The organism is Neotabrizicola paludis (genome assembly GCF_044142105.1).
Lineage (GTDB): Bacteria > Pseudomonadota > Alphaproteobacteria > Rhodobacterales > Rhodobacteraceae > Pseudogemmobacter.
On the sequence record NZ_JBGTYM010000003.1, the window covers coordinates 1 to 17318 of the forward strand.

At 63.8% G+C, this 17318-nt stretch carries 12 protein-coding genes; 2 read left to right on the top strand and 10 right to left on the bottom strand.

Translation table 11 applies throughout. The features are described 5' to 3' along the window. Positions 1-193 precede the first annotated feature (193 nt). The 3 genes from ACED67_RS08475 to ACED67_RS08485 form a co-directional block, all read right to left on the bottom strand. Entirely contained in the window at positions 194-2128 is a 1935-nt protein-coding gene (locus ACED67_RS08475) for an ABC transporter permease (RefSeq protein WP_395541154.1), read from the bottom strand. Beyond that, positions 2125-3153, bottom strand: coding sequence for a quaternary amine ABC transporter ATP-binding protein (locus ACED67_RS08480; RefSeq protein ID WP_395541155.1), 1029 nt, complete (start codon positions 3151-3153; stop codon positions 2125-2127). The genes ACED67_RS08475 and ACED67_RS08480 overlap by 4 nt, the downstream gene beginning before the upstream one ends. Before the next feature lie 84 nt (positions 3154-3237). Continuing rightward, positions 3238-4170: an ABC transporter substrate-binding protein gene (locus ACED67_RS08485; protein WP_395541156.1), complete on the bottom strand. Its 933-nt coding sequence runs from the start codon at positions 4168-4170 to the stop codon at positions 3238-3240. A gap of 195 nt (positions 4171-4365) precedes the next feature. On the opposite strand from ACED67_RS08485, the gene ACED67_RS08490 reads away from it, so the two are divergent. Continuing rightward, positions 4366-5067 (top strand): response regulator, encoded by a 702-nt coding sequence (locus tag ACED67_RS08490; RefSeq protein WP_395541157.1) that lies wholly within the window; start codon positions 4366-4368, stop codon positions 5065-5067. Here the strand turns inward: ACED67_RS08490 and ACED67_RS08495 are convergent. Next, positions 5048-7912, bottom strand: coding sequence for an ATP-binding protein (locus ACED67_RS08495; protein ID WP_395541158.1), 2865 nt, complete (start codon positions 7910-7912; stop codon positions 5048-5050). The genes ACED67_RS08490 and ACED67_RS08495 overlap by 20 nt on opposite strands. Positions 7913-7975: 63 nt before the next feature. Between ACED67_RS08495 and torT the strand changes: the two genes are divergently transcribed. Further along, positions 7976-9058: a TMAO reductase system periplasmic protein TorT gene (gene torT / locus ACED67_RS08500; protein ID WP_395541159.1), complete on the top strand. Its 1083-nt coding sequence runs from the start codon at positions 7976-7978 to the stop codon at positions 9056-9058. 68 nt (positions 9059-9126) lie between these two features. Here torT and ACED67_RS08505 read toward each other — a convergent pair whose 3' ends face one another. The 6 genes from ACED67_RS08505 to ACED67_RS08530 form a co-directional block, all read right to left on the bottom strand. Further along, the gene (locus ACED67_RS08505; RefSeq protein ID WP_395541160.1) at positions 9127-10170 is read right to left on the bottom strand and encodes a heme-dependent oxidative N-demethylase family protein; all 1044 of its coding nucleotides are present in this window, start codon (positions 10168-10170) and stop codon (positions 9127-9129) included. A gap of 8 nt (positions 10171-10178) precedes the next feature. Further along, the gene (locus tag ACED67_RS08510) at positions 10179-11126 is read right to left on the bottom strand and encodes a PDR/VanB family oxidoreductase (RefSeq protein WP_395541161.1); all 948 of its coding nucleotides are present in this window, start codon (positions 11124-11126) and stop codon (positions 10179-10181) included. Beyond that, complete coding sequence (locus ACED67_RS08515; RefSeq protein ID WP_395541162.1) at positions 11123-11725, bottom strand: dimethylamine monooxygenase subunit DmmA family protein; 603 nt, start codon at positions 11723-11725, stop codon at positions 11123-11125. The genes ACED67_RS08510 and ACED67_RS08515 overlap by 4 nt, the downstream gene beginning before the upstream one ends. A gap of 69 nt (positions 11726-11794) precedes the next feature. After that, on the bottom strand, positions 11795-12931 hold the full coding sequence (locus ACED67_RS08520) for an aminomethyl transferase family protein (protein WP_395541163.1): 1137 nt from the start codon (positions 12929-12931) through the stop codon (positions 11795-11797). Positions 12932-12998: 67 nt separating this feature from the next. After that, positions 12999-14738 (bottom strand): trimethylamine N-oxide permease, encoded by a 1740-nt coding sequence (locus tag ACED67_RS08525; protein WP_395541164.1) that lies wholly within the window; start codon positions 14736-14738, stop codon positions 12999-13001. A 182-nt stretch (positions 14739-14920) separates the two neighbouring features. Continuing rightward, complete coding sequence (locus ACED67_RS08530) at positions 14921-17293, bottom strand: trimethylamine N-oxide demethylase (RefSeq protein ID WP_395541165.1); 2373 nt, start codon at positions 17291-17293, stop codon at positions 14921-14923. Positions 17294-17318 lie beyond the last annotated feature (25 nt).

Consider the following 17318-nt stretch of genomic DNA (forward strand, 5'->3'; position numbering starts at 1 on the left):
TCCTCGCAAACACCCTAACCGCCGCATGCCGCGCAAACCACCTCCCAGAACCAGAAGGCCTCACAGCATAAAGGAAGAATGTCCGAGCCCTTCGGTCCCTCGCCGCGCGAGGGACCCTGAGGGTTCGGGGCAGGTTGGCATCTGGAAGGATCGGCCGCCCCCTCGCCTTCGCAGCGGGCGGCCTTTGTCAGGCTTAAGACCTGCCGCCAGGGCTTTTCAGCAGGTGATCGGCAAGCAAGCCGATGAAAGCAACCGCCAGGCCAAGAACCAGCCCTTTCCCGACATCGGTCGAGGACAGCGCGCGTTGCATTTCCTGGCCGAGATCCTGGGTGCCGATGAACGCCGCGATGATCACCATGAACAGCGCGAACATGACGGACTGGTTCGCGCCGACGCGCAGAACCGGGACCGCCAAGGGCGCTTTCACATGGAGGAGAAGCTGCGCGGGGCTGGCCCCGGACATCTGGGCGGCTTCGACAATCTCGGGCGGCACGCCGCGAAGGCCCTCGATCGTGTAGCGCACGATCGGCACGGAGGCGACGACAATGACCGCGGCCACGACCGCAACGTCGTTCACACCGAAGAGCATGATCACCGGGATCAGGTAGATGAAGCTGGGAAAGGTCTGCACGGTGTCACAGGCCAGCAGGAAACGGCGGGCGCGGGCCTCGTTCGCGGCCCCGATCAGCCCCAGAGGCACGCCGATCAGAAAGGCCAGCAGGACGGAAAACACAACGGTATAGACCGTGATCATCGCGCGATCCCACCAGCCGGACAGGGCGATGGGCAGCACGAAGGCGAGGCAGACAAGCGCCGAGCGCCATCCGCCATGCCACCAGCCGATCCCCGCCAGGGCCAGCAGGACGGCCGAGGTCGGCAACCAGAGAAAGGCGCTGCGCAGGGGAATGAGAACCCATCCGATCAGGAAGGCGCGCAGCGCGTCGGCTGCCGGGTCGACAAGATCGATCAGCCAGCCGACGATCGCATCGAGCGGGGCCGCAAGGCTGAGTGCTTGGTTGCGCTCGACCTGGATGAAATAGGGGGAGAACCACGCCACGACGAAGCCCAGCCCTGTCAGCGCAAGCCAGATCGCCAGAATGCGATGGCGGGCGTACCATGACGTGCCCTCGACATGTTCCGGCTGTTTCACAGCCCAGGCCTTGGACATTCGGTCCAGCAGGACGGCGAGAAGAACAATGGTGATGCCGATCTCGATCGACAGGCCGATCTTGAGCGCCTGGAGAAGTTGAAGCAGCTTTTGTCCAAGCCCCGGCATCCCGATGAAACTGGCCAGAACGACCATCGCCAGGCTTTGCATGATCACCTGGTTGACGCCGATCAGAAGCTGCGTGCGCGCGGCGGGCAGTCGGACACGGGTCATCAGTTGAAGCCGGCTGGCGCCACTCATCTTGCCGCTCTCGATGATCTCGGGCGAGACGCTGCGCAGACCGAGCAATGTCAAGCGGATCATCGGCGGCACGGAAAAGATCACCGTCACGATGGCCCCTGCCTTGGGGCCAACGCCAATGAAGACGACGACCGGAATCATATAGGCGAAATGTGGCAGCGATTGCGCGATGTTCAGGATCGGATTGAGGATCCGCTCGGCCATCCGGTAGCGCCAGGCCAAGATGCCCAGAGCCATTCCCAGCAGCACCGAAAGGGGCGCTGCGACAACGATCACCGACAGCGTTTCCATGGCCCATTTCCACTGGCCCATGACCGCGATCCAGGTGAAGGTTCCGCCAGCCAGAGCGGCCAGACCCCAGCCGGAGAGAGCGTAGCCGAGGACGGCGGCCGTTGAGGCAACGACGATCCAGGGGATCGGTCCGATATTGGGCCAGCGCGATTTGCCGTAAAGCAGGTTGCCCGTCACATCGAGGCAGAAGGCGACGGCATCCGAAAAGGCCCGAGTGATCGTCATCAGCCCCAGTTCGTCTCTGGCGAAGGAAAAGGCCGCGTTGATCCAGTCGGCGAAGGGCAGGATCAAGGTCTCGGGAAACCGGATCATCGCATCGGGCAGAAATGGCCTGAACGCCACCAGAACCAGAGCCGCAAACAGCAGGACTTGCGAAACCCGCCGGCCATCCAGGGCCGGGCTTCGGTGAGAGACGATATTCACTGTCATGTCGACGGCCCCAGCAGAAGATCGAGCGCGGCTCCGCGATCCAGCAACCCGGTGATGCGGCCCTGCTCGGACAGCGGGATCAGGCTTCGGTCGTCGGCAAGAATCCGGCGGGCCAGAATATGCAGCGTCTCGGCCGCGGGCAGCGCTTCGCCTTCTACGGCGCGGCCGGCTACCGGCGTGGCAAGAACACCTGCCCGGATCACCCGGGTCCGGTCGATCGCCTCGGTGAACTTGGCCACATAGGGCGTGGCGGGCGACAAGACGATACGTTCGGGCGTGTCGATCTGCTCGACCGCGCCGTCCTTCATGATCGCGATGCGATCGGCCAGCCGCAGGGCTTCGTCGAAATCATGGGTGATGAAGACGATCGTCTTGGCGAGCATTTCTTTCAGACGCAGGAACTCGTCCTGCATCTCGCGGCGGATCAGCGGATCCAGGGCGCTGAACGGCTCGTCGAGGAACCAGATGTCCGGCTCGACCGCCAGGCTGCGCGCGATCCCGACGCGCTGTTGCTGCCCGCCCGAAAGCTCCTTTGGGAAATAGCCCTCGCGCCCTTTCAGGCCGACCAGCGCAAGCATGTCTTTCGCCCGCGCCAGACGCGAGGACCGGTCCTGGCCCCGCATCTCAAGCGGGAAGGCGACATTCTCCAACGCGGTGCGATGCGGCAGCAGGCCAAAGCTCTGGAACACCATCCCCATCTTTTCGCGGCGCAGGGCCAGCAATTCGCCTTCCGAAAGCGTACCGATGTCTCGCCCCTCGACAACCACTGCGCCTGCCGTGACGTCGAGCAGCCGCGCGAGGCAACGGATCAGTGTCGACTTGCCTGATCCCGACAGCCCCATGACCACCAGCATTTCGCCGCGTCGCACATCCAGTGACACATTCCGAACCGCTGCGATGTGGCCGGTCGCGCGCAGCGCTTCGGGTGTTGTCGATGGCGTCAGTTTGGCCGCCAGCTGATCGGACTGGGGGCCGAAAACCTTCCAGACATTGCGGCACGAAATCACGGGGTCATGTGTGGTCACGAACGGGCTCCGATGGCTGGGGCAGCCCGGGCGCAGGCCCGGGCGGCAAAGGGCGTGGCCTCCGCTCGCGCGGGGCATCAGGGCTCATTCGGTCCAGGGCTTCCAGACAGCTTCGTTTTGCGAAAGCCACTCTGTCGCGGCATCCTCGGGCTCCATCCCGTCGACATCGACAAGTTTGGCCATCTCGGCGATCTGGGCATTGGTGAAGGACACTTTCTGCAAGACGGCATAGGCGGCCGGCCATTTGTCCTTCATCCCGTCCCAGGCAGCGATCTTCAGATAGCCATCGGCCGGGTTGCCGCAGTCAAAGGTCTTGTCCGGGATCGGCCCCTTGGCTGGATCGGTGTCGCACCCTTCTTCCCAGGCCGGAAACTCGACGAACTCGCCCGGCCAGACGGCTTCGGCGAAATTCGGCGTCCAGTTGAACAGAACGATCGGTGTCTTCGATTTCTCGGCCGCGGCGATCTCGGCCCAAAGCGCGGCGGCGGATCCTGCATTCACCACCACGAAGTTCATGCCCAGGGCATCGACCTTTTCCTGATCATGCTTGAGCCAGTCGACGGGACCACCCAGGAAACGGCCCTTGTCCCCGGTTTCCGGAGTGGCGAAGAGGGCAGCGCAGTCGTTCAGCGCCTTCCAGTCCGGCAGCCCGGGGCAGGCCTCTTTCGTCCAGGCCGGATACCACCAGTCTTCCCGAGTGATCGCGCTATGCGTGGCAACATCCTCAATTCCACCCTTGTCGAGCGCGGCCCGGAACGACTTGCCGAAGGCGCCTTCCCAGACTTCGACTTCCAGCGTCGCGTCGCCCAGCCGGATCGCCTCATACACGGCCTGACTGTCGGTCGAGACATATTCGACGGCATTGCCCATGCCTTGGAACATCTGCCCGACCACGTTGGACATGACGATCTGGCTGGACCAGTTGTGAATCGGGATGATGATCGGATCGGATGAATCCTCGGCCAGCGCGGGCGAGGTCAGCGCGATGGCCGCTGTAGCAAGCAGCAGTCTGGTCATTCTGTGCATGTGTTTCGATCCCTGTTGTGGTCGCGCGCGACGCGGCGGCGAGATTTTCCCGGAAAGTCGATTGCTTTCCTGACAGGAAGGTTATGGACGGGATGTGAATGAGTCAGACCCTTGGCGTAAACGAACTGGAAAAAGTTGTTACAGAATATTAATAGAATGGGATCGCACTGGGGATCTGCGCACCAGATGACTTTTGCCGCCCATATCGTCGTGATCGAGGACGACCCCGTCACACGCGCCGCGCTGAGCGGCTATCTGGAAGGGTTTGGTTATCGCATCACCGCCTGCGCCGGGGCCGAAGCCGCGGAGAGAGTGCTGGGCCAGGAAAATCCCGACCTGCTGATCGTGGATATCAATCTTTCCGGCAAGGATGGGCTTGAGATCACGCGCGAACAGCGCGCGCGATCCGAAATCGGGATTATCCTTCTTTCCGGGCGCACCGACGACGTCGACCGCATCGTCGGGCTGGAACTGGGCGCGGACGACTATGTATGCAAGCCATTCAACCGGCGCGAGCTGCTGGCAAGGGTCAAGAACCTCCTCCGCCGCACTGCGGCAATGCGGCAGTTTTCCCGCCGGGTGGTTCATTTTGCGGGCTTCACCTTTGATACGGCAGCCCGGCATGTCACGCGAGATGACGGCGTCGGAGTGCAGCTCACCCGCGCGGAATACGAACTGCTGCGCACCTTCGTCCTGAACCCTGGCATCGTCCTGTCGCGGGACAGGCTTCAGGCCGGCATCACAAACCGCCATGGTTTCTCGGGGTCGCGGACGGTGGATGTGATGATCAAGCGGCTGCGCGCGAAATTTGGCGACGATCCGAAATTGCCGCGCATCTTCGGCACCTCGCACGGCGAGGGATATGTCTTTACTGCGCCGCTGTCCTGAGCCCCGCTTCCTCATCCAGGATACGCAACGAGCGTAGGAGTTCACGTTCCGCTGCTGCGGCTGCCGCCCTGAGCGACGCGACGACGCCGGGTCCCGGCGCCGTCTTGTGCGGAGAAAGACTGGCAAGGACAGCCGATAGTTCGGGCAGATCGAAATTGCCCACGGCGCCTTTGAGGTGGTGCGCGCGCCGGTCGACCTCATCGCTGGCGCCCGCGGCGATGGCCTGGGCCAGCGCCTCCACATCTGGCGCAAGACGATCCAGCATGAGCCGGATCAAGTTCCGCGTCGTTTCCGGGCCAAGGTCTTTCAACGTCTCCCGCACCGATGCCGCAACGCGCGTTCCGCATAGGGCCTCCAGAGCGGCGGCAAGGTCTTCTGGCGTGATCGGCTTGGACACGACGTCATCCATGCCGGCCATTCGGCAGGCCGCGATATCGCGTGGCTGGACATGGGCAGATATCCCGATGACAGGAAGCCGTTCCAGCCCGGGGAAAGCCCGAAGCCTGTGGGTCGTTTCGATGCCGGATATGCCAGGCAGGTTGACATCCATCAGGACCGCGTCGAAGCGGGTGGACCCCAGCAGATCCAGCGCGGCCTCGCCCGTCGCCGCGATCACAGTGCGATGACCCAGCGCCGACAGGTATCCGATGGCCACGTCCTGGTTCACCGGATGGTCTTCCACCACAAGAACATTCAAAGAGGGCATGTCGACAGCAGGGGCTGGCTTGGGCAACAGGAGAGCGGCCCCCAGCGCGACAGGCAGGGTCAGAATGAAATGGGCCCCCTGCCCCCGCTGGCTTTCCACGGTCAAAGTTCCCCCCATCAACCCCGCCAGGCGGCGAGAGATCGTCAAACCCAGACCGGTCCCGCCATGCGTCCGCGCGGTCTGCGAATCCTCTTGCTGAAAAGCGTCGAATATCCGCTCAAGAGCGTCTGGCTCGATCCCCCGCCCGGTATCGCTGACGGTAAAGCGCAAAAGCGGTACGCCCTCCGACTGGTCATGCCGCGCGACCAGAATGCGCACCTCGCCGCTTTCTGTGAACTTCACCGCATTCGAGACCAGGTTGAACAAGATCTGCCGCAGCTTGCCCAGATCCGCCTCCAGCGGGGGCAGTGGCGGCCTTGGCAGTTCGGCCTCCAGTCGCAGGCCTTTTTCTTCGGCGATCGGCGTCATCAGCGCGATGATATCGGCCATCGCTTCGCGCAGGTCGAAAACCGTGGTCTCGACCGAGGTCTGGCCCTGCTCAAGTTTGGAATGGTCGAGAATGCTGTTAAGCAGGCTCATCAAGCCCTTTCCCGACGCAAGGGCAGCATCGAGCCGCGCGATCTGCTCTTTCCGCAACCCCTTGCGCGGCAGGTTGCGCAGCATTCCCAGAAAACCGTTCATCGGCGTGCGGATTTCGTGGCTCATCATCGCCAGAAATTCCGACTTGGCCCGATCGGCCGTTTCTGCACGGTTGCGCGCGGCATCATGGGCGGCCACTTCACCGCGCAGCGCCTCGGTCCGCTCGTCGACCAGTGCTTGCAAATCGCTGCGATGACGACGCAGCTCCTCCACGTTCCGCTCGCGCTCGGCAGCCAGTTGGAGCTTTGCGATAGCCTGCTGGCGAAAGACCTCGACCGCGCCTTCCATCTCGGCGATTTCGTCCGTGCCAGATGCAAGGATCGGCTTGCCCAGATCGCCTTTGGCAAGGCCCGTCATCCGCGCGGACAGGCTGTCCAGCCTGCGAATAAGGTTGCCGCGGACATAGAACAGCAAAACCGCCAGAGACATGGCCAGCGCGATAAGGGCCGAAAACGCGTAAAGCCTTTGAGTGGCGCGGATGGCCTGCGCCGAGGACTGTCCGGCCGCGACGGCCTTGGCCTCGATCTGGTCTGCCAGAGCCGACGCCGCCGCCTCAAGATCAAGCGCCGAGACTCTCAATTTGGTTTCGGCCAAAGCGATGCGATCCGAGACCGCCAGCTCCTGTGCAGCGGTTTCGAACAGGCCGCCCGTTTCCGGGGGCAAAGCCTGGGCGGCACCGACCACCCGCAGAATCACGCGGACCCGTTCGGCCTGCCGGGGATCCTGGACCACGTTCAGGCGGCGCGTGATAATACGTCCACGCTTTTCCAGCTCATCGTGGAGGGTTTGCAGGTCGGCCTGGGACTGCACTCCGGCGACCCGGTTCAACAGCAGCCCGATCTCGGAAGCATGTGAGCGAAGCTCGAACATCAAGCCCATCTGGAAAAGATCAACCTCGATCAGCTTGTCGAGCGTGTCCAGGCGCGACGGCGCCGCTGTGTCACCGGTAAGCTCCATATCATATAGGCTAGAGATCACCGCCGAGGCCCCCATTTCGGCATTGGCAACCAGGGTGTCGGCGATTTCAGTCAGTTCCGCCGCCGCTGCTGCGCCAGCTGCCAATTGCGCATCGCGTCGGGTCTTCAGGCTGATCCGCTGGCGGACCAGCAGGTCGATTGCAGTCAGCGTTTGCCGCAGCTTCGTCTCGGCCGCCAGCGCATCGTCCAGCGCGGCACCGGGTTGTTCCGCCTGCAACAGCAGACGGTCTCGCAGCGCATTGGCTTGGGCGAAAAGAAAATCGGCCCGTTCCGCCCGGCGCGCCTCGTCGGTTACTGCGGCCAGTTCCGGCGCCACCGCAACGACACGGCTGGTCTCCTCGGCGACGCCCCGCACTTCGGAAATCGCCGGGATCGCTTCGGTCACCACGCGCGACTGGTTCGCAGCGACTTCTTGCAGCTCAAACCAGCCCAGCAACCCCATAGCCGCAGGAAAGCCCGCGATCAGTGCGATCGCGAAGAGCAACCTGCCGCCAAGGCTCGACTTGAAGCCGAATTTCCGCAAGCTTGGCCTCCAGAAGTCACATACGGCAGATCCGGCTCGCTCCGAATCCGCCACGCAGGTGAAATGATGCGCGAATACCTGACCGCCGCAATGCTCTTGGTTCTTGTTGCGGGCCAGGCCAGAGCCGAGTCTTGGCAGCTCGAAGCCCGCAGCATCCCTTTCGATGACAGCAGTCCGGCGACGCCGATCACGTATAGGGCACTGGATCGCGCGAGCCAGCCCTGGCGGTTCTGCATTCTCTACCCGCATATGAAGGATGCCTATTGGCTGTCGGTCAATTACGGAATGGTGGAAGAAGCCCGCCGCCTGGGTGTGGGTTTCGACGTGTTCGAGGCTGGCGGTTATCCCAACCTCGCGCGCCAGCTCGATCAGCTCCGGGGCTGCGCAAGCGATGAATTCGACGCGGTGATCCTGGGCACGGTCTCATATGCCGGGCTAACGGCTGAGGTCGAAAAGATCGCCCGATTGAAACCTGTGATTGCTGCTGTGAACGATATCGACCAACGCGGCATAACGGCAAAGGCCAGCGTGCCCTGGGCGGAAATGGGGGCGGCGGCAGGTCGCTTCCTGGCGGAACGCCATCCGAAAGGAAGCCCTACGGTGCACGTCGCCTGGTTTCCGGGGCCGGACGGCGCGGGGTGGGTCGATTTCATCCAGGCCGGGTTTCACGCGGCCCTGTCGCAAAGCTCGGCCGAAATCGTGATGACCCGCTTCGGCGATACCGGAACCGAAGAGCAGGTACTGCTGGTTGAAGAGACCCTGGAGGCGATGCCCGATATTGACTACCTGGTCGGCAGCGGTCCGATGGCCGAAGCTGCCGTGCCGATCCTGCGTGCTCGAGATCTGGTCGGCGATGTGTCGATCGTCTCGACCTATCTCAGCCATGCGGTCTATCGCGGTGTCCTGCGCGGACGCATCCTGGCGGCACCGACGGATTCGCCCGTGCTTCAGGGTCGACTTGCACTGGAAATGGCGGTGCGCGCGGTCGAGGGCAAGCTTGCGGTCCGGGATGCCGGCCCGGCAATTTCCGTCGTGACCCCAGCCACGTCCCGCAACTTCGTGATCGGCAACTCGTTGGCCCCAGCCAGCTTCGTGGCTGTCTTCAGTCTTGCGGCAGAGCGCGGCGATGCAACGGATCAACCCTGACCGGCACGGCGCTGTTCGGGCGTTCGGAAGGTCTGGCCGGGTGCGCCACCGGCCAGACCGAGCGCGTATCAATTGTCGGGAAAGATCCCCGGCGAGGTCGGCGCGCCATCATCGAATTTCGACAGGTAGTCAACGATCATCGGCCGGTTGACGCTGAACCCCTTGTAGGTCGCCAGTTCCTCGGGCAGGTCGCGCAGCACGCGATGCAGGCGACGGCCCCATTTCGGCACGGTCACGATGTCTTCAAGCGAACACAGATAGCAGCGGATCGGGAAGACTATGGCGTTCGACCGCGGCAGCCGCCACAGCGTCTGCAGTTCGACGCGCAGAAACTGCTTCTCGCCCACCGTTTCTGGCGTCAGTGTCCGCTTTTCCGGGCCCCATTTGTGGTAGTTCTCTGGGCTGGTGTCCAGCCGCGGATTGACCGTCATCGTCCAGTTCAACCGCCGCACCGGTGCGCCCTGCTGCAAATTCAGAAGGAATTTCAGCGCGCGCTGGAACACGCCCATCTCGGCCGCCTTCGGCACAGGCGCGTGCCATTCGAAAAAGTTCATACCGATGTCGAAATCCAGCGACCAGTCGGCCTGGCTGGTGATCATCCCGGCATCCAGCCACAGGTTGCCATCGCGCTGGTCCAGAAGCGCATGATCGCCCTGGGTCTGGCGGGTGATGTATTCCATCGGACCGCAAGGCAGGGTCGTGGCATCAAGGAAAGTAAACTTCTGGTCGATCCCCAGGGGTTTGTTGATCCAGTGCCAGCGGTCGCCGTCGCGGGTCAGGCTGAACAGGTCGGGGTAATCCTCGGCCTTGCAGGTCATCACCAATTCCAGGAAATCCCAGCCCGCCAGTTCCATATGCGGCAGCGATTGGCAGCGCAGCGGGTCTTCCTTCAGCGTGATCTCGCGATCGCGCATCTCGGCGATGTAATGTTCGTCCACATCGAAGCGGTGCTGGAAGACCGATCCCGCCTGGCCGCGACGATGCGGCTCGATATTGACGGAATACATGTAGCTGTCCTGATCGAAGGGAAAAGGAAAGCGCCGCACTGCTTCGGGCGAATTGCGGAAAGTATAGTCGTCGCGGAAGGTCTCGTCGTTGAACCGGATGGTCATGGCACCCCCTATCGGTCAAGGATCAGCTCGTCGCCCTGAAAGCGCGAGACGCAGGGCATGATCCGCGTCTGTGAGGCTTTCTCGGCGTCAGACAGCCAGTGGTCGTGATGGTGGATCTGCCCCTTACAGGAAAGGACGGCGGTTTCGCATTGCCCACAGGCACCGCCACGGCACAGCCAGGGCGGATCGACCTCGGCGGCTTCCAGCGCCTCGAGCAGGCTCTGATGCGGCCCGACCGTGATGGTCTTGCCGCTCCGGGCCAGCTTCGCCTCAAAGGCGGCGCCGGGCGGCGGGGCAAGGAAAGCCTCGGAATGAAGGGCGCCCTTCGGCCAGCCCAGCCGGGCGGCAACTGTTTCCACCGCGCGGATCATGCCCGCCGGGCCGCAGGTATAGACATGCGTCCCCAGAGGTTGGCAGGACAGGATGCTGTCCAGATCGACCTGCCGCGTCTCGTCCGAGATGTGGAAATGGATCTGCGGCAGGTCGGGCAACAGTTTCAGCCCGGCCGCATCTTCGCGGCTGCGCGCGGCGTAATGCAGCTCGAACGGCAGCTGCAGGCGCATCAACTGGCGCAATTGCGCCAGGAAGGGCGTGATGCCAATGCCGCCCGCGATCAGCAGTTGCTTGCGCGCCCGCAGATCCAGCGAGAACAGGTTGACCGGAGCGCCGATCCGCAGCTGGTCGCCGACGGCGACGCGGGAATGCATGAAACGCGAACCACCCCGCCCAGCATCATCACGCCGCACGGCGATTTCATAGCCCGACCCGTCCATCGGATCGGAGATCAAGGAATAGGCATTGCGGCGCAGGATGCCGTCATCAGGCATTTCCACCACCACATGGGCCCCGCCCGAAAACAACGGCAGAATGCCGCCGTCCGGGCATTCAAAGCGGAAGCGGGTGATCAGGGATGATAGAGGCGTGACTTCAGCCACGCGCAGAAGGCGGGCGGTCATGGCCGGATCTCCTGGGTGTCGGGAATTTCGCCCGGCGTCTCGGCATCGACGCAGACGCCCTGAAAGGCCGCCAGACGGCGTGAGTAGTGATCGCGGACGAAAAGCGTCAGCCCGCAATGCGAACAGGTGAAGGGGTCGGTCGTCACATTCTCGGTCACGCCCTTGCAATGGACGCATTGCATCCGCCGCGCGATCGAGCCGCGATGTTCGCATTGCACGGCATCAAGGGGCAGACCGGCGGCCAGAGCCTCGGCCAGGGCCTGACCGATCAGCCCTTCGGTCCCGGCCAGATAGACGGCAGTTCCCATATGGGCGTCGACCAGCGCCTTGCGCAACCGCGGCAGGGCGGTGGCGAAGCTTGGGGCCTGATAGAACTGCGCCGGGCGCAGCGCCTGAAGGCGGGCAGAGTGGTCCGATCCGGCGGGAACATAGATCAGATGGGCTCGGGCCATCACGGCCGGGTCGCGCGCCGCCAGATCGGCCAGCGCCAGCGCCCCTTCGGCATCGGCAAGCATGAGAGACGGCGTGGACCCCTGCGAGACCAGTCCGGCATAGACCGGACGGCTGGGGATCGAAGGCGAGAACGGGGTCGAGGGCATCGGGTCGGCCTTTGTGTCGGTTTGGGTCCGGGCGGACCGTTTGGAAAGGATTCCGCCCGGACCGGGGCCTCAGCCCTTGGCGGTGCGGATCTTCTTGTCCGGGTCCAGGAAGGGCATGGGCGAGGTCACGGCGGCAATCTCGCCATGCTCGGCACAATGCACCTTCAGCTTGGTGCCCGCATTGGCGCAATCGACCGGCAGGCGGGCGATGGCCACCGTCCAGTTGTTCAGCGGCGAATGCATGGCCTGGGTCACGACGCCCACCTGCTTGCCATCGCGGAAGACCGGCGCGCCATTGCCCGGCGCCTTGTCGCCTTCCAGCTTCAGGCCCCAGATCTTGAAGCGTTCCTTGCCCTTCAGCCGGTAATGTTCTTCGGCGCCACGGAAGCCGGTCTTGCCCGGCGAGACGGTGAAATCGAGGCCCAGTTCCCACAGCGTATCACCGCAGGGCTGATCGTCGAACGGGTACATCTCGGAATTGTCATAGGGAAAGAACAGCAGGTAGCTTTCCGTCCGCAGAAGGTCGAGCGTGGTGAAGCGGCAGGGGATGATGCCCATCTCCTTGCCCTCAGCCAGAATACGGTCCCAGACCATCCCGGCATCCTGGCCGCGCACGAACAGTTCATAGCCGCGCTCGCCGGTATAGCCGGTGCGGGTGATCATTGCCGGCACGCCGAACAGCGAGGTCTGCATGATGCCGAAGTAGTTCAGGTCGCGGATGCCCGGCACATGCTTGGCCAGATAGTCCACCGCCAGAGGTCCTTGCAGCGACAGGTCATGCAGGTTGTCGTCGAAGCGGATCGAGACGTCGCGGCCTTCGGCGGCCATGGTCAGCTGCTCGAAGCCCTGGCCCGAGCCATGAACGACCATGAACGCGTTCGGCCCGGTGCGGTAGATGACGCAATCGTCCACGAACTTGCCGCCGTCATTCAGCATGCAGGCATAGACTGCGCGGCCCGGCATCAGCTTTTCGACATTGCGCGTGGTGGCGCGGTCGATCACATGGCTGGCCCCGGCGCCGGTGATGTGCACCTTCTTCAGCCCCGAGACATCCATCAGCCCGGCCTTGGTGCGGATCGCCTTGTACTCTTCCACCGGATCGGCGTCATAGGACCAGGCGGTACCCATGCCCGACCAGTCTTCCAGCGCCGAACCCAGCGCTCGGTGGCGATCGGCCAGCGCCGAAAATCTCCATGATGCGGTCATTCGCTCTCTCCCATTAGATATGTCTTGCCCCCGCCGCGTGCCGTTGCCCGCGGCGGGGAAGGTCGTGTTATTCCGGCAGCTGGAAGAACCAGTTGGCCCAGAGAACCACCGCAGCCCCGGCGATCAGCGCCAGATAGGGCAGGAAACCGGCCCGGCGCGGACCAAGGTCGCCATGATCGGACAGACCCAGATCTTCCATCGCCTCGCGCGGGAAATGTCCCTTGTCCTGAACATAGTGGCGGTACCAGAACACCGGCAGGATGAAGGAGGCGAAGATCAGCCCCGACCACAGCGCGTTGGAATAGCCCCAGACCTTGGCGCCGGCGCCCAGAAACAGGGCGTTGACGAAGGCCAGAAGCGTGTTAAGGCCGATCAGGAAGGTCGGCGCCTTCCAAGGGCGCGGCAGGTGCGGGCTGTCGATGCGGTGGATCCAGCCGGCATTCAGGTTCAGGAAGTTGAACAGGATATAGCCGACATTCGAGATGGCGAGGACGTAGAAATACCCGGTCGCATCCGAGGCCAGGGCCAGAAGGATGACGTTGAAGCCCAGGTCAGTCCACATCGCCCCGGTCGGCGCGCCGTGGTCGTTCACATGGGTCAGGTATTTCGGCAGCCAGCCGTCACGGGCACCCTGATACAGCGTGCGCGACGACCCGGCCATCGCCGTCATGATCGCCAGGAACAGCGCCATGATCATCAGGATCACGAAGAGATGCGCGACCAGCGGCCCCGCCCCTACCATGAAGCCCAGAGCCTCGCCCACGCCGGTGCCGTCGACGATGCCCGTCGCCAGCATGCCCTCTTGCCCCAGGAAACCCTGGAAGGCGAAGGGGATGACAAAGAAGAAGACCATGCAAAGCAGGCCCGAGAAGAAGATAGCCCGGAACGTATCTGTCTTTGGGTTCTTGAATTCGGCCGTGTAGCAGACCGCGGTTTCAAACCCGTAGGTCGACCAAGCCGCGATGTAGAGCGCGCCCAGGATCAGCGTCCAGCCACCGATATCCCAGGCCCCGTCGACGCCCGAATAGGCCGCGGTGGGCGGCACGATGGCCGAGACGTTCATCCAGTTGATCGAGCCGTTGAGGATGGGCATCAGGCCTGCCAGCAACAGCGGCACAAGCACGATCATCGCCATGAACTTCTGCGACTTGGCAGTCGAGGCGATCCCACGGTGCTGGATCGCAAAGATGATCAGCATCAGGATGACGCCAATCACGAAGGTCGAGTTGAAATGCAGCGTGCCAAGGCCGGGGACGGTGATACCGAAGGCTTCCCAGACGCGGAAGGCCGGGGTCAGGGCGGAAACGCCATCGGCGGCGGCAACGGCCTGGATCGCGGCTTCGGGCGAGACACCCGGATTGGCGGCGACATAGTCGACGACCGCCGGGGTTGCGGCGGTGTAATTCGCAAGGTTCGCGGTGATCCAGTCCAGCACCGGCTGACTGTCAGCCAAGGGGATTGGGAAAAGCGCGTTCAGGATATAGCCCGCCGCGATGGCGCAGCCCAAGGACAGAACCGGCGACCAGGCGAACCAGTTGCACCAGACCGAGAGCGGCGCGATGATCTTGGAATAGCGCAGCCAGGCCGTTGCCCCATAGACCGAGGTACCGCCCGACTTGTTGCCGAACATCCCGGCCATTTCGGCATAGGTGAAGCTTTGCAGAAAGCCCATCACCATCGAGACCATCCAGACGACGAAAGCCGCCTTGCCGGCGACACCCGCGATGCCTCCGATCGAGAACAAGACCAGGGGCGGCACACCCGCCGCCACCCAGAAGGCCCCGCGCCAGTCGAGCGCGCGTTTCAACGCCCCTTGGCTTGGGGTCCCTGCCCCTGCGGACGCCGAAGAGGCGCCCGTACTCATGCTGTTTTCCACGTGGTGAACTCCCTGTTCGCTGTGGTTTGGGGTCTTTTGCCCCCGTTTGCTCGGCGCCGTTTGCGGCGCTCAGGTATTGCCCCGGGGGCTTTCGCCCCCGAGGATGCAGCCCTTCAGGACCGCGGACGTTCCTTCTTCGGGTCGTAATAGGGGAAGGGCACCACACGGGCAGCGATGCGCTTGATCTGCCCGTCAAGCTGCCCGACCTCGATTGCGGTGCCGGGCTCGGCATGGGCGACATCCACCCGCGCCAGAGCGATCAACTGGCCGGTGCGGGGCGAGCGCATCGCCGAGCAGATCTCGCCCACTTGCGCACGCCCGATCCGCAGGCAATCGCCATGGCTGACGGGATCCTGACCCTCGATCTCCAGCCCGACGAATTTGCGCGACGGGTGATCCTTACGGCGCTGAAGGGCCTCGCGGCCAACGAAATCGGCCGTTTTCGATTTCAGCGGGACGGTAAAGCCGATGCCCGCCTCGAAAGGATCGGTCTGGTCGCTGAAGTCATAGCCGGCGAAGACAAGCCCCGCCTCGATCCGGCACAGATCAAGCCCGGCAAGACCCATCGGACGGATGCCCAGCGGTTGTCCCGCCTCCCACACCGCCTTGAACACCGTTGCGCCATCGCGGGGATGGCAGAAGATTTCATAGCCCAGCTCGCCAGTATAGCCGGTGCGCGACACGACAACCGGAACGCCCTGCGCCCCGCCGATGCGGGCGACGGTGAAGCGGAACCATTCAAGTTCGGTCACCGCCGGCTGGTGTGGCGGCGTCCATATGATCTGTGTCAGCAGCTCACGCGATTTCGGCCCCTGGACAGCCAGGTTGTGCATCTGATCGGTGGAAGAGCGCACGAGCACGTTGAGGCCAAGTCGCGCGGCCTCTTCGCGCATCCAGACGCCGCCCTCGTCCGAGCCGCCGATCCAGCGGAAATTCTGCGGACCAAGACGGAAGAGAGTGCCGTCATCGATCATGCCGCCATGGGGGTAGCACATGGCGGAATAGACGACCTGGCCATGCCCCAGCTTGGTCACGTCGCGCGTCAGAACCCAGTTCATCAGCGCTTCGGAATCCGGGCCCGTCACCTCGAACTTGCGGAGGGCCGAAAGATCCATCGCCACCACGCCTTCGCGCGCGGCCCAGTAGCTTTCGACCGGGTCGCAACCCGGGAAGGAATTCGGCAGCCAGAAGCCTTTGTATTCGATAAAATCCCGCGTCATCGCCGCGAAATCTTGGTGGAAACCGGTTTCTCTTGTCATGATAGGCTCTGCGTCCAGGGTGGCCCGCCAGGCCGAGGCGCGCCGGAAGGTCTCGGTCGCGGCATAGCTGCGGACATGAATGTCGGTGAGGTGCCAGCCATTGGCGGCGGTGGTGTCGTCGGGACAGGCCGACGAGACGCAGACCAGATCGGTCATCGCGCGCAGCAGGACATAGTCGCCCGGGCGTGACCAGGGCTCATCCGCCACCATCACGCCATGGGCGTCGATGCCCGTGTTGAAGAAGAAGTTCGCCGCCATCCAGCCCGCGCGCGGGGCGATGCCATAGGGCGCCAGAGCATGGTTGAAGTTGTCCGAGCAATTGGCATGACCCGGATAGCCGATGTCATCGTAATATTTCGCCGTGCAGGCCATGGCGAAAGCGTCATGCCGCCCGCAGGTGTCCTGCACCACCTCGACCAGCGGCGTCATGTCCTGGTCAAAGTACTTCGCGTGCAGGCCGGGCATCGGATAGGCGTGGCCCATCAGGCTGCGGGTGGTGGTGACGTCCAGCGGATTGAAGATCCCGCGATCGACCTTACGGGCATCGAAACACTGGAAATCGGTGCATTGGCGGCCGTCGACATCCAGAATCTGGATATACTCGCCCGCCCGCACCACGTAGGCGCCCGCCGTGGCCGATTTCACCCGCAGATCAAGGATCGGGTCGGCCAGCGGCTCGGGCAGGGCAAAGCCCGCGCGGGCCTGAACGGCGGCGCGGGTGATGGTCACGCCCAAAGGCGTGGCGGTATCCTGTTGCTCAGCATCCATCCTGCCGCCGGGGGCCGCCACGATCAGCCAGCCCTCGCCGCGCGCCGCAAAGGAAGCCGCCTCGCCCGGCCGCGAGGTCGCGCCGAAAAGGCCGATCGCGCGTGCGCCGTCCAACGCGATGCCCAGCCGCTCGAGCCGCAGGCGCAGCAGGCGCAGCGAGGGGTCGGCGCCGGCAAGCAGCGCGCGCAGGCCATCGGCAGACACATCATCCTGCCAGCCCAGAAGACCAGCGTCCAACCGCCCGTCAGGATGGGCCGCCAGAACCTCGGCACGCTGGCCGCCTTCGCTGTTGGTCACCTCGACCCGGTCGCCCGGTCGGATCTGGACAGCCAAAGCGCCCGCGCCGGGCACCTGATGGCGCTCGACCCGAGGGCCGTCGGCAAAAACCATCGGGCGACGCGCCCGGGATGCAGCTGGCGGCCCGGGACGGAACAGCGTCTCATGGATGGAAAGCGTCATCTGCGCCTCCTGAATGTGAAAAGAG